General features: G+C 62.9%; 14 protein-coding genes. 5 read left to right on the plus strand and 9 right to left on the minus strand.

The genetic code is table 11. The annotated features are described in order from the left end of the window. On the minus strand, window positions 1–1,370 hold a 1,370-nt coding region (locus WBV42_RS01535), incomplete at its 3' end, for a phospholipase D-like domain-containing protein (protein WP_423984473.1). Between the two features lie 79 nt (window positions 1,371–1,449). Between WBV42_RS01535 and WBV42_RS01540 the strand changes: the two genes are divergently transcribed. Next, on the plus strand, window positions 1,450–1,692 hold the full coding sequence (locus tag WBV42_RS01540; RefSeq protein WP_253226075.1) for a hypothetical protein: 243 nt from the start codon (window positions 1,450–1,452) through the stop codon (window positions 1,690–1,692). 229 nt (window positions 1,693–1,921) lie between these two features. On the opposite strand, the gene WBV42_RS01545 is transcribed toward WBV42_RS01540, so the two are convergent. From WBV42_RS01545 to cofD, 6 genes are all read right to left on the minus strand, one after another. After that, window positions 1,922–3,283 carry a HEAT repeat domain-containing protein gene (locus WBV42_RS01545; protein ID WP_423984474.1) on the minus strand — a complete coding sequence of 454 codons (1,362 nt, stop codon included), beginning with the start codon at window positions 3,281–3,283 and terminating at the stop codon, window positions 1,922–1,924. Between the two features lie 57 nt (window positions 3,284–3,340). Continuing rightward, complete coding sequence (locus WBV42_RS01550) at window positions 3,341–4,063, minus strand: protein sorting system archaetidylserine synthase (RefSeq protein ID WP_423984475.1); 723 nt, start codon at window positions 4,061–4,063, stop codon at window positions 3,341–3,343. A gap of 95 nt (window positions 4,064–4,158) precedes the next feature. Beyond that, window positions 4,159–4,734: a DUF447 domain-containing protein gene (locus WBV42_RS01555; RefSeq protein WP_423984476.1), complete on the minus strand. Its 576-nt coding sequence runs from the start codon at window positions 4,732–4,734 to the stop codon at window positions 4,159–4,161. Next, window positions 4,731–5,567 carry a triphosphoribosyl-dephospho-CoA synthase gene (locus WBV42_RS01560; RefSeq protein ID WP_423984477.1) on the minus strand — a complete coding sequence of 279 codons (837 nt, stop codon included), beginning with the start codon at window positions 5,565–5,567 and terminating at the stop codon, window positions 4,731–4,733. Before WBV42_RS01560 ends, WBV42_RS01555 begins: the two co-directional genes overlap by 4 nt. Then, window positions 5,564–6,316, minus strand: coding sequence for a tRNA-dihydrouridine synthase (locus WBV42_RS01565; RefSeq protein WP_423984478.1), 753 nt, complete (start codon window positions 6,314–6,316; stop codon window positions 5,564–5,566). The genes WBV42_RS01560 and WBV42_RS01565 overlap by 4 nt, the downstream gene beginning before the upstream one ends. Beyond that, on the minus strand, window positions 6,316–7,308 hold the full coding sequence (gene cofD / locus WBV42_RS01570; RefSeq protein WP_423984479.1) for a 2-phospho-L-lactate transferase: 993 nt from the start codon (window positions 7,306–7,308) through the stop codon (window positions 6,316–6,318). The genes WBV42_RS01565 and cofD overlap by 1 nt, the downstream gene beginning before the upstream one ends. Before the next feature lie 75 nt (window positions 7,309–7,383). On the opposite strand from cofD, the gene WBV42_RS01575 reads away from it, so the two are divergent. From WBV42_RS01575 to WBV42_RS01585, 3 genes are all read left to right on the plus strand, one after another. Next, a complete protein-coding gene (locus tag WBV42_RS01575) occupies window positions 7,384–8,613 on the plus strand; it encodes an HD domain-containing protein (RefSeq protein ID WP_423984480.1) in 1,230 nt (409 codons plus the stop codon). Window positions 8,614–8,718: 105 nt separating this feature from the next. Continuing rightward, complete coding sequence (locus WBV42_RS01580; RefSeq protein WP_423984481.1) at window positions 8,719–9,732, plus strand: amidohydrolase family protein; 1,014 nt, start codon at window positions 8,719–8,721, stop codon at window positions 9,730–9,732. Window positions 9,733–9,816: 84 nt separating this feature from the next. Continuing rightward, window positions 9,817–10,302 (plus strand): universal stress protein, encoded by a 486-nt coding sequence (locus WBV42_RS01585; protein ID WP_253226084.1) that lies wholly within the window; start codon window positions 9,817–9,819, stop codon window positions 10,300–10,302. 90 nt (window positions 10,303–10,392) lie between these two features. Here the strand turns inward: WBV42_RS01585 and WBV42_RS01590 are convergent, their stop codons facing one another. Next, on the minus strand, window positions 10,393–10,611 hold the full coding sequence (locus WBV42_RS01590; protein WP_423984482.1) for a hypothetical protein: 219 nt from the start codon (window positions 10,609–10,611) through the stop codon (window positions 10,393–10,395). A 253-nt stretch (window positions 10,612–10,864) separates the two neighbouring features. Here WBV42_RS01590 and WBV42_RS01595 point away from each other — a divergent pair, with 253 nt between their 5' ends. Then, window positions 10,865–11,503: a helix-turn-helix domain-containing protein gene (locus WBV42_RS01595; protein WP_423984483.1), complete on the plus strand. Its 639-nt coding sequence runs from the start codon at window positions 10,865–10,867 to the stop codon at window positions 11,501–11,503. Between the two features lie 33 nt (window positions 11,504–11,536). Here the strand turns inward: WBV42_RS01595 and WBV42_RS01600 are convergent. Then, a partial coding sequence (locus WBV42_RS01600; RefSeq protein WP_423984484.1) for a biotin--[acetyl-CoA-carboxylase] ligase occupies window positions 11,537–12,012 on the minus strand: 476 nt, incomplete at its 5' end.

Consider the following 12,012-nt stretch of genomic DNA (forward strand, 5'->3'; position numbering starts at 1 on the left):
TCGTTCAACCAGCGTACGACCCGCTGGTTGTCGTCGTGGACGTACCACGCGTTGCTGAGGAGCACTCGGACCGTCACACCCCGTCGCGCCGCGGCGAGCGTTGCCCGAATGAACGGCTGGTGGATACTCCCGACGGTCATCTGTTGGACGTCGATGGAATCGTTCGCGGAGCGGAGCAACGAGAGAACACCACTTTCCGCGTCGTCCGGCGCGGCGAGCACGCTCACGGCGTCGATGGGGACACGCTTCGCCGGAAATTTCGTCGGGTAGGTCCCGTTCGCGGTTGATGTCGGATTGAACGACCGCCCCTTCCTGAACGACTGCCACGGCGTCGTGTCGTACCACGACGTATCGGCGTCGAATATCGCTTCGAGACGTGTTACGACCTTCCCATCAACGACCGCTCCCCACCCACGGCTGGAATGCCCACCGACACCGGCGGGTTTCCAGTTCTCGGTCATCACAATGGCCTCGTCGTCGGCGATGGCATACTTCGCGTGGTGGAAGTCATAGCGCCCCCGTTCTCCGCCGATGACATCGACGGTGACGCCGTGGTTCGTGAGTCTATCGAGCACCGCCGCTTCCCGAGTGGAAATACCGCCCACGGGGGCGTCGTCCACGAGAACGTGAACCCTCACGCCTCGATCTTCCGCTGCGATGAGGAGGTTCGAGATTCGTCGTGAAGTGAACGAGTAGCCCGCGAGGAGGAGCCGTCGTTTGGCCGAACGGAGCGTTTCGACGGGAACGTTCGGGTCGTCCGGAAGCACGAACACGCGAGCGGTCGTGGCGTCGGAACGGGTAACCGTGAAGTTCGTCGCGCCCAACGGCCGCCACGACTGCGTGGTCGGCCGCCAGCACTCCGACTCCGGCGCATCGACGTAGGTGGCCGAATCCACGTCCGTTTTCGAATCTCTGCCGGTCGTTCGCCCCAGCGTCACCGTTTCGCCCGAATTCGCGAGGGAGAGGTTTTCGAGCGGGAGGACGCGAAAGGACGTGAGATTCTCGGTGCGATTCGGTGCGGTGGAGAACGCGACCGTTCCCGAAACGGTTCGGTTCGATAAGGTGGACGTCGATTGCTCGTCCGACAGCGTCCACGTCGAGAGGGTCGTCTTTCGTGGGAAGGTAACGACGACGAACTCCCCGGCGTCGTCCATCGCCACCGGGTTTGGGTACACGGCGACGATGTGCGGCGAGGCTGATGAGTGGGTCGTCGTTCCGGATGGGGTCGAAGCTTCGGAGGTGGTGTTTGTTCCGGAGGTAGTCGTCGTACTCGTCGTGCCGGTTGCCGTGGTGGTCGTCGCAACACCCGTTGCTGAAGCTGGCAGGAGAGCGAGCACCAGGAGGACGGCGAGCGCGACTCTGGCGAACACGGGGAGGAGTGGTTTCGTCCTCTGATATAAACGCTCGGAACGGTGGATTTTTGTCCACCACCTTCGCCTTGTCTATATGATGGACGTTCCGATTATACTCGAATTGGCGGGCTATGCTCTCGGTGCTCTAGGTGCCGTTCTCGTCTTCTTCGAGTTCTTCCAGATTCCGGACTACATCGAGTACGACCCGGATTACAACGATTACACCATCGACATGTCGCCGATGGAAGTGAGACAGTATACGTGGGTCGGCCGCGTCGGCGCGTTCTGTATCGCACTCGCGTTCGCGCTCGAATTCTTTGCGACGTTCCTCGCTCAGTGAACTGGGTGAACGATTTCGCGGCAGTCGGGGCATTCGGCGAAGCGCTCCGAGCCCTCTTCGGTGTCGTATTCGATGAGAAGATAACCTCTAGTGATGTCGCTTCCGCAGTTCGGACACATCCCGAGTGGCGCGGATTCGGTCGCCATTTTGACCTCTCGGGAAGAGAAGGGACATCGATGGTCTTTGTTATTGACCGATTACTCGGGAGTAAGCAGTGCTTACCGGCAGACTACAGCGCCTTCTCGGCTTCGCTCTGGACGATGTAGGCCCGGTCGTCTGAGTACTCCCGGACCGCGTCGAGCGCCGTTTCCGTGCCGATCTGGTTCAGCGCCCACGCAGCACTGGCACGAACCGAATCGGACTCGTCGTCCGCCAGCGTCTCCGAGAGCGGTTTGATCGCACGTGTATCGCCGATGAGACCGAGTGAACGAGCGGCGTAGCTTCGAACTTCCTCGTCTTCGACCACGAGTTGATCCGCGACGTCCTGTGTGACTTCGTCGCTGCCGATCTCGCCGAGGGCTTTGATGACGGTCTTCGCCATTCCTGGGTCGGCGTCGACGTACTCGATGATCGAATCGATGGCCTCGTCGCTGCCGATTTTCCCGAGGATACGGATGGCGTCCTTGTCACGACGACCGGCGCGCTGGAGCATGGGATCGACGGCTTCCTCGTTGCCCATCCGTTCGAGCGCTTCGAGGCAGTGTCGTTCCATGTAGTTCGACTGCAAGGAATCGAGCGCGAGGAGCACCATGTCGACGCGGTCGCGTTTCTCCCAAATTTTGAGCGCGTGCCACTCCGGCGGGTAGTCCTTGCGATAGTTGAGAACGTCGTAGTAGCCTTCGCGCCTGAGTTGCTCACGGGTGCTCAGGTCGCTCCATTCCTCGGCGTCGTCGATGCCCGACTGCAGTTCGTCGGTCGCATCGAGAAGCGTATCGATGGTTTCCGCGTCCTCGTCCGGATCGAGTTCCGCCTCCTCGACGGCGCTCGCTGTGTCTCCGAGCACTTCCGCGAGGTCGTCCGAATTACGGGTGAGGGTAACGCTGAAATCCGTTCCGATCGCCTCCTGTACCGTATCGACGAACGACTCGATGACCTCCACGAGTTCCGCGCTCCCGTCGGCCGTCCAGCGGGTGTCCTCGACGGTCGAAATAGCGTCCTCGACGTCGCTGATGACGTCCTCGGCGTACGGGCCGCGCTGATCCTCCAGTTCGTCACGAAGGTCCGCGAGGAACATTTCCAGTTCCTCGCGCGGGTCCTCTACGTACTCGTCTTCCTCTTCGCCCTCTTCGTTCGGTTCGGGGAGGTCCGCCGCTTCGAGTTCCTCCTCGACGTCGTCGAGTTCGTCTTCGACGACGTCGAGGTCGGCTTCCGTCTCGGCGTCCTCCAGATCCGCTTCCGCGCTTTCGAGTCGGGTTTCGATGGATTCCGCCGTCTCCTCTGGCGTTTCCTCGTCCTCGGATTCTTCCTCGGACTCCACTTCGGCCTCGGATTCTTCCTCGGATTCCTCGACTTCGGATTCCCGTTGCTCCTCGGCTTGAATTTCGTCCTCGGAATCGGCATCCTGCGTTTCCTCGGCACCATCGTCGCTCATGCGTCCCCCCCCGGCTGTGCCGTTTTACTCATATGCGAAAAATTCGGCCTGTAGCCATCAAGAGCGTTTCCCTTCTGTCGTCTTCGCAGGCGTCGGTTTTCCTTCCGTCTCCCGCCAGTAGAACCCCGGCGAGAGGACGAGATACGCCAGTGCAAGCGACAACAGCGCGTACGGGAACGTTCGTCCTTTGAAGTTGGGGATGAGGACCGCGAGCGTATGGACGACGCCCATGATGAGCGCATCACGCGCCAGCAGGTCGGGATACGTGATCGTCGAGACCATCAACCCGGAGAGGACGACGGTGAGCGCGACGAGGACGGTGGGGTCGGTGAACCCTGCGAGGACGCCAGCCGCGAGGATGACGGACGCAAGCGTCGTCGGAATCCCCTCCGTCACGTCGTCGTCGGTGTCGTAGGCCGTGTACAACCCGAGTCTGACGATCGCCATGGCGACGAACAGCGCCCCGGCGAGCATCGCGACTCCCACGCGAAGCGTGTCGAATCCCCACGTCTCGCGCACGACGGCGACGACCAACACCGCCGGGGCGACCGAGAACGACGCGACGTCGGCCAACGAATCCAGATACGGCCCGGCCGCCGAACTCCCATAGCGACGGGCGAGCACGCCGTCCAACCCGTCCGCCACCGCCCCCAGTAGGACGAGGCGCGCCGCCAGTCGCGGGTTCGTGGCCGCGAGCGAAATCGCCAGAAAGCCGAGCGCGGCGTTCGAAACCGTCACCGCGTCGGCGAGCGAAAGGCGACCCACGAACCGAGGCTTCATACTCGGCGGGTAGTGCGAGCGTGAGTGATACCTCTTTTGAAATCACCCCGGACTGTCGAACGATAGAACGATCGAAAATAAATGACGAACCGCGCTTACCACTCGACTAGTTCCCGAATCCGGTCGAACGCGGCTTGTTCGCGCTCGCCGCCACAGGTCCGCGTGACCTCCTCGAAATACTCCAACCGACCCCGGAGTTCCGCTGTATCGTAGCCGTCCACGTCCAACCGGGATGCCGCCACGGTCGCCTCCACGATGGCCGCGAAACCCCGGTTCGTGGACGGAACCCGCCGTTCCCGAACTTCCGAATCGACGGGCGTCAGTTGCCACTCCTCCCAGCGAGTTCCGTCGGTCTCCCCGGAATCGACCTGCTCCGCCTCGATTTCGACCCACGCGTCCGCGGAGTCGAGCACCGGTTCCGTTTCCTCCCGGATCGACAGCGCGGCCTCCACGAAGTCCACGGGGTCGCGGGTGAACTGGACGACGCCGCCGCCCTGTCGGTGGAAGTTCCGCCGGGTTCTGGTGTTGCCCCACGTGCGAGCGGTTACAGGGTTGGTGGAATGAAGGCCGAGAACCGCCACGTTCCACAGGTCGTTCGGCCCGAGCGTCGTGACGACGGACTCGGTCACGCCGCGAAGTTCGACCGGCCAACTCGTCCTCGTCCCGGTCACGGAGAAACGCCCCGCTCCAGCGCGACGAACAGGCCGCCAGCGACGATGTCCGCGGTCGTTCCGGGGTTGATTCCGTCATCCACCAGTGATTCGGCGAACGCCGTCACGAGTTCCGGGTTGCCCTCGCGCGCTTCCTGGAGGGCCTCCTGTGCCCGAACGAGCACGCTTTCGGCCGTTTTCTTGCCGTGTCGTTTCGCCACGAAGGTGTCCGGTTCGTGAGCCAGTTGTTCGAGATACACCTGCGCCGCGCGGGCCGAAATCCCGCCGTCGAGTTCCTCGATGCGTTCGGCCACGGTGAAGGTTCGCTCGAAGCCGTGTGTCCACTCGTGGGCGATTCCATCCTCGTCTGCGCCGAGTTCCATCACGTCGTACAGTGTGAGTCCGGCTTCTTCCAGTGCGAGAATCGCGTCGCTTCCCCGTCGAACGTCGAACTCGTCCGTTCCTTCCGGCGGGTCCGAAACCGCCACATCGACGTGTTCGAACGCGCGGTAGAATCCCGCCGCATCCTCCACGGTCGTCGCTTCGACGACCTCCGTGACGCCCTCCGGCGAGCGGTCGTCGGCCTTCACCAACGGAACCAGCAACAACAGCGCACCGAACTGGGTGTTGCCACCCTGCTGCTGGCTCATCCCGGCGACGGCTTCTTCGAAGGCTTCACCGACCGGTGCATCCGCCTCGGCCGCTCGGAGTCCCGCGCCGGAACCGACCGCTCCGGCGAGGAAATGCTCGAACCGTAAATCGGGGGAATCGCGCTCCCTGTCCACGTTGCCGGGTTTCGGCGTTCCGGCGACTTCCAGCAACAGCGCGAGTTGCGCGTGTTCCGCTGGCGTCATGCCACCACCTCCGTGAACCACGCGTCCGTCGCACGGCGAACGCGGGAGAGCACCTCGGGCCGGTCACTCGGCCGTCCGACGCTGACCGCGTCCGCGCCGTACTCCAGATACTCCTCGACCGTCGCCTCGTCGCGGACGCCGTTGTTGGCCACGAGGAAACAGTCCGTGGCCTCGGCCACCTCCTGCACCATCTGCTCAGAGTCCATCGCGTCCAGGTGGACGATGTCCGCGCCCGCATCCACCGCTTTGCGAGCGACCTCGGGAAGGTTCACGCCGGGCACCTCGGCTCTGACCTTGACGCTCACGGCGGCACCCGTTTCGGCCGTGACACGAACTTGCTCGGCGAGGCGGTCCGGGTCCCGAAGGAGCGACTGTCCGGCACCGGCCGCACACATCTCCTCCTGTCGGCAGTGTGCGTTGAGCTCCAGTATCGCGCCGTGGCGGTGGCAGACGTCACCCATCGCTCGAATCGGGGGGAGCGTCGCGGAACGGACGTTGATTCCGGGGAGAATCGGGGAATCGGAAAGCGCGGCGAGTTGCCCGTCCACGAACGCGACGGGGTCGTCCGGCAGGAATTCGGTTCGTTCGCGCGCGACCAACTTCCGGGCCGCCGCTCGCGTTTTTTCGTCCAGCGCGATTCCGCCCAGAAATGCCGCCCCTGCGTGATCAGCGGCGTTTCGCGCCCATTCGGCGTTTGCTTCCCCGCTGAGGCTGGCGAGCGCGACCCGTGGTTCGAACGGTTCGACCATCACGCCACCTCCAGTGCGTCCTGCACGGCATGAACGACGCGCGCCGCGTCACTTTCGTCGTCCATCTTCGTGTCGGTCCGGATCGTCGGACGGTCGAGTTCCGTCCGGTCCTCGTCGTCCAGCACGAACGCGTCGGCGAAGGGGTACGCCTCCGCCACGCCCGCCGTGCTCGGTTGGTAACCGACCGCGTCCATCAGTTTTTCCGCGGGCCCGGAGAAAACCTGATCTTCCACGAACGGTGACACGGCGACCACGGTGGTCGATGCGAGCGCCTCGCGGAACGCGTCCATCGCGAGCATCGGACCGATGCTCGTCACCGGATTCGACGGGCCGATGACGACCGGTCCGTCGGTCAGCGCCGAAAGCACGGCAGGTGCTGGTTCCGCGTCTTCCGCACCCCTGAACTCGACGTCCGTGACGTCGGGTTCGCCGCCATGTGCGACCCAGAACTCCTGAAAGTGCATCTCGCCCTCAGGCGTGTGAATGATGCTCGCGACCGGGTCGTCGCTCATCGGGACGACGTCGAGCGGGGAGTCGAACGCGTCCGCCAACGTTCGCGTCGTCTCGGTGAGTGTGTTGCCTTCGTCCAGCAGTCCCGTCCGAGTGACGTGCACTGCCCTATCGTGATCGCCGAGGAGCATGAACTCCGCGACGCCGGAAAAGCGCCGCCATCGGGCGATTCTCCGCCCGGCAGTCTGGCGCTCGTCGGGAAGGTATCGCGGGCCAGTGGAGAGGTCAGCCGATTCGGCGAGGCGATGGAGTTCGTCGTGTGTTGCCGTCGTGTCGTCGGCGATTCCCCACCACGTCTCGCGGTTCAGCACGCCCCCTTGCTGGAACAACACCGTGTCGATGTCGGGACAGACGAGGAGGCCACCGAGTTCGACGTCGTCACCGGTGTTACCGATAACCGTCGTCTCGGCGGGCGAAAAGACCCCTTCCGCGCCCTCCAACAGTTTGGGGGTGCCCGTCCCCCCTGAGAGAAACGTGACCATGGTTCGTTTCCTGCGAGAGAGGATATAAAGCCTCGTCCTTCAGTTTTTATACCGTGACGGGACAACGTTCCGACAATGAAGACCATCAAGGACAGCGTCCACGACCATATCCAAGTCGTCGGCGTTGCGAACGAGTTGCTCGACACGCATGCAGTCCAGCGACTTCGACACATCACGCAACTCGGAACCGCCCGTCTCGTCTACCCATCCGCGAATCACACCCGATTCGAACACAGCCTCGGCGTCTATCATCTCGCCTGCGAAGCGCTCGAAAACCTCGGCATCGAGGGGAGACAAGCGGAGCGCGTTCGCGCGGCCGCACTCCTCCACGACGTTGGGCACTCCCCCTTCAGCCACACCATCGAGGAGCTAATCCACCGACGCACGGGGAAATATCACGACGACGTTCTCGACCTGCTCACGGACTCGACGGTCGGCGACATCCTCCGCGACCACGACTTGGATCCGACCACCATCGCGGGACTCATCGCGGGCGAAGGGGAACTGGGACAACTCGTCTCCGGGGAACTCGACGTGGACCGGATGGACTACCTCGTCCGGGACGCCCATCATACCGGCGTCCCCTACGGCACCATCGACCACGAGCGACTGACACACGAGTTGACGTTCGCGGACGGGAGGCTCGTGCTCGCCGAGGGGAACGTCCAAACGGCGGAGAGCCTGCTCGTCGCCCGTGCGCTGATGAACCCGACGGTGTACAACCACCACGTTACGCGAATCAGCAAGTCGATGCTCCAGCGGGCGAGCGAGCGCCTGCTCGACTCGCCGGACATCGACGCCGAGCAACTACGACGCATGGACGACCACGACTTGATCGTCGCGCTTCGCATGAACCCGGAAACCGCCGAACTCGCTCGCCGTCTCACCGACCGCGACCTCTACAAGCGTGCCGTCTGGGCGGAGATGGGAGACGTTCCCGACGAAATTATCGATGCCGATCACGAGACGATTCGTCGGTACGAGAACGAAATCGCCGAGAGTGCGGGCGTCGATTCCGAACACGTTACCCTCGACGTGCCGAGTCGACCGGCGATGACCGAATCGTCGTCGCGCGTCGTCGTCAATAACGAAGTTCGACCGCTCGCTCAGCAATCCACGCTGGTTCGGGCGCTGCAGCAGGTCCAGCGCGACCAGTGGCGCCTCGGCGTGTACACGCCAGCGGACGAGACGGCGACCGCCGGACACGCGGCGGAGCGAATCCTCGGCTTGGAAACCGACGGTGCACTCGTCAGCGACGTTAGAACCGGCGTTCGGACGACGCTGACGGACTTCGAGGAGAAATAGTAGCGGTGGAATAGGGGAAGTAGGAAGCGTAGGAGGGGTAGATGGAGTAAGGGAAATACTTCCGACGACGAGGCGTTTAAGGTCGGCTACTGACAACCGCCACGTATGCTCGTGGAGGGAACCATCCTTTCCGGACCGAACTTCGACCCCGTCGAGGGTCGCGTGGTCGTCGAGGATGGGACGATTACCGCTATCGAAGAGGAGTCCGTCTCGTCGTCGAAGGTCGTGTGTCCGGCGTTCGTCAACGCACACACCCACATCGGCGATTCCATTGCCAAGGAAGCCGGGGCCGGACTCTCGTTGGAGGAACTCGTCGCGCCGCCGGACGGGCTCAAACACCGACTCCTTCGGGAAACGTCCCGCGCCGAGAAGGTCGATGCGATGCGGCGGTCGCTCCAGTTCATGCAATCGACGGGGACCGCGTCGTTCCTCGAATTCCGCGAGGGTGGCGTCGAGGGCGTGTTCGCCCTCCGTGAAGCCGCCGAAGGCCTCGACATCGACCCGTTCATTCTCGGTCGAGAGACGGTCGATGCGATGGAAGCCGCGGACGGGTTCGGGGCGAGCGGCGCGAACGACGCCGATTTCGGCCGTGAGCGCACCGCGACCGACCGGGCGGGGAAAACCTTCGGTATTCACGCGGGCGAGGCCGATTCGAGCGACCTCAATCCGGCGCTCGACCTCTCGCCAGACTTCCTCGTTCACGTCGTCCACCCCGAACCGATCCATCTCGACCGCATCGAACACAGCGAGGTTCCCATCGCCGTCTGCCCGCGCTCGAACCTCGTCACGGGCGTTGGCTTGCCGCCGATGAAGGAACTGCTCGACCGGACGACGGTCGCACTCGGGACGGACAACGTGATGTTGAACAGCCCGTCGATGTTCCGCGAGATGGAGTTCACGGAGAAACTGACGGACATCTCTCCCCGTGAAGTACTCCGGATGGCCACCCAAAACGGGGCGCGAATCGCGGGCCTGAACTGTGGTCTCCTCGAACCGGGGAGGGATGCGAAGCTACTCGTTCTCGACGGCGACTCCGACAACCTCTGTGGAAACAAGGACGTGGTTCGGTCGGTCGTCCGACGGGCGGGGGCGAGCGACGTGATCGACGTTCTGCTGTGATTCCCCGGAATTCCTTTCGATTCGAAGGTGATCGCCACCAAATGAGTTAAGACAACACGAGTCGTGACACTCGGTAACACACCCATGTACGACCGAATTCTCGTGCCGACCGATGGTTCGGAGGAAATGCGATGCGTCCTCGCGCACGCCGCTGAACTAGCCGAGGCGCATGGTGCGGAACTCCACGCGGTGTACGTCGTCAACTCCTCGACGTACGCCAGCCTGCCGATGGAAACGTCCTGGGAAGGCGTCTCGGGAATGCTGGAGGAAGAGGGTGAGTCAGCACTCGAAGACGCCCGCCGTATCGTGGGGGAGTACGACGTCTCGCTCACGACACATCTGCTCGAAGGGCCACCGAACAAGGAAATCGTCCGCTACGCCGAACTGGACGATTTCGATCTCATCGTGATGGGAACCCACGGTCGTGGCGGCATCGACCGCCTCCTCCTCGGAAGCGTCGCCGAGCGAGTCGTCCGTGCTTCGACCGTGCCCGTGCTCACGGTTCGCGTCGGACAGGAGGTCGACTCACCGGACGTGAGTGCGACAGGGAAAGTCCACACCAGCGGCTGAGTTCTCGACTCGCCGGAGTAGCGCGACGAAAACGGGTTTTACTCGGTCCGTCGATAGAACGTCTTACCAGGAATCAGTATCAACACTCGCTCATACGTCTCGGCCCCATCGGACGATGGCGACACCGACGAACAGGGCAAGAACGCCGACGATCGTCCACTGCACTGATCCGCCGGTGATCGGCTCACAGTCTGCCACGCACAGAATGGGATCGATCTGGACGATTCCGAGACCTTGAACGATCCACAACAGCCCGAGAAGCGCTACGATGCCGCCGAAGACCGTCGATACGGTTGATTTCGCGTTCATGATCTATCGCTACTCCTGTCCAGGTCGTGTGTGTTGGCTCTTTCAGCGAACATGGTCGGCATACGCTGGTGGTATGGAGGTTCCTCCGGTGCATGCGAATAGCGCCATCCATCTGAGGCACGTTTAAATACGCATGCGGCATACTCCGACGCGCCATCGTCCGTGACCGATATAGCCCGGTCAACTCGTCTCTGTACTGTGCGGCCGAGACCAGTCGTTCCGGACACTACGAACACGACGGGCGGATCGACAGATGAGATACATTACGTTCGTCATTCCTCGAATCGACGATGAACGCTGTTCGAGCGGCGAGCACGCCGACTTAACGGTGAACGGTGACGCGATTCACTACATCAACCTCTTGGATGACGGAACCGGCGTCGGACTGTACCAACTCGGTGGGGACCTCGAACGGGGAACCGAGATACTAGAGGCCGACTCGGACGTGCTATCGGTCGAGCGGTCCGCGGCGTCGGAGGGGCACATCTACCTCCATTTTCGAGCGAATACCCTCATGACCGACCTCCTCGGTATATTCCGCCGACACGAGATCGTCGTGGACTGGCCGATGGAGTACAACGAGCAGGGTGGGCTTCGGATAACCATGCTCGGGACGGACGAGAAGATCCGAGAAGCGGTCGCGGAAATCCCCGACGAGATTCCGATCTCGCTCGAAGGGATCGGCGAGTATCGACCTGATATGCGCCGACTCGCGTCGCTGCTGACGGACCGCCAGCGAGAACTGTTGGAACTCGCAATCGACGCGGGGTATTACGAAATACCGCGGCGGGCGACACTCGACGACCTTGCGGAACGAGCGGGCGTCTCAGCGGGGACGGTCGGTGAACACCTCCGGAAAATCGAATCGAAGATCATCACGGAACTCGTTTGATACCGACATCGTCCGGCAACCGGCCGAACAGTCTCAGTTCACGGGGCGAAGGTGTTCGCAGTCGCCCGCGTGAATCCGCACCGTTTCCTCCTCGGTCTCGACCACCAGCGCCCCCGGCATGACGATATCGACCGCAGTACCGACCACGTCGCCGTCAGGCGTTTCGACCCGTACTCGCTGTCCGAGCGTCGCCGACAGTTCGCACCACGCCGGAAGGATAGAGTCGGTGTCGCTCCGAAGTGCATCGAACTCCTCCAGCAGTCGCTGGACAAACAACCGTCGATTCACCGCGCCGACCTCCGCTTGGACGCTCGTCGCACCGTCCGGTAGGTCGTCCGCCGCGACGTTGACGTTGATGCCGATACCGGCGATGACCCACGAGACGCGGTTCGCCTCGCCCTCCATCTCGGTGAGGATGCCCGAGAGTTTGTCGTACTCGTTCACTCGTTCCTCGTTCACAAGGACATCGTCGGAGTTTCGCTCCGGCTGGCGCTCGTTCACTCGTTCCC

This window comes from Haladaptatus sp., from assembly GCF_049589095.1.
Lineage (GTDB): Archaea > Halobacteriota > Halobacteria > Halobacteriales > Haladaptataceae > Haladaptatus.

Coding starts and splice junctions, on each gene's coding strand:
- WBV42_RS01560 (WP_423984477.1), bottom strand. CDS start 5,567: ATGACGCCAGCGGAACACGCGCAACTCGCGCTGTTGCTGGAAGTCGCC.
- WBV42_RS01585 (WP_253226084.1), top strand. CDS start 9,817: ATGTACGACCGAATTCTCGTGCCGACCGATGGTTCGGAGGAAATGCGA.
- WBV42_RS01550 (WP_423984475.1), bottom strand. CDS start 4,063: ATGAAGCCTCGGTTCGTGGGTCGCCTTTCGCTCGCCGACGCGGTGACG.
- WBV42_RS01545 (WP_423984474.1), bottom strand. CDS start 3,283: ATGAGCGACGATGGTGCCGAGGAAACGCAGGATGCCGATTCCGAGGAC.
- WBV42_RS01590 (WP_423984482.1), bottom strand. CDS start 10,611: ATGAACGCGAAATCAACCGTATCGACGGTCTTCGGCGGCATCGTAGCG.
- WBV42_RS01595 (WP_423984483.1), top strand. CDS start 10,865: ATGAGATACATTACGTTCGTCATTCCTCGAATCGACGATGAACGCTGT.
- WBV42_RS01580 (WP_423984481.1), top strand. CDS start 8,719: ATGCTCGTGGAGGGAACCATCCTTTCCGGACCGAACTTCGACCCCGTC.
- WBV42_RS01540 (WP_253226075.1), top strand. CDS start 1,450: ATGGACGTTCCGATTATACTCGAATTGGCGGGCTATGCTCTCGGTGCT.
- cofD (WP_423984479.1), bottom strand. CDS start 7,308: ATGGTCACGTTTCTCTCAGGGGGGACGGGCACCCCCAAACTGTTGGAG.
- WBV42_RS01565 (WP_423984478.1), bottom strand. CDS start 6,316: ATGGTCGAACCGTTCGAACCACGGGTCGCGCTCGCCAGCCTCAGCGGG.
- WBV42_RS01575 (WP_423984480.1), top strand. CDS start 7,384: ATGAAGACCATCAAGGACAGCGTCCACGACCATATCCAAGTCGTCGGC.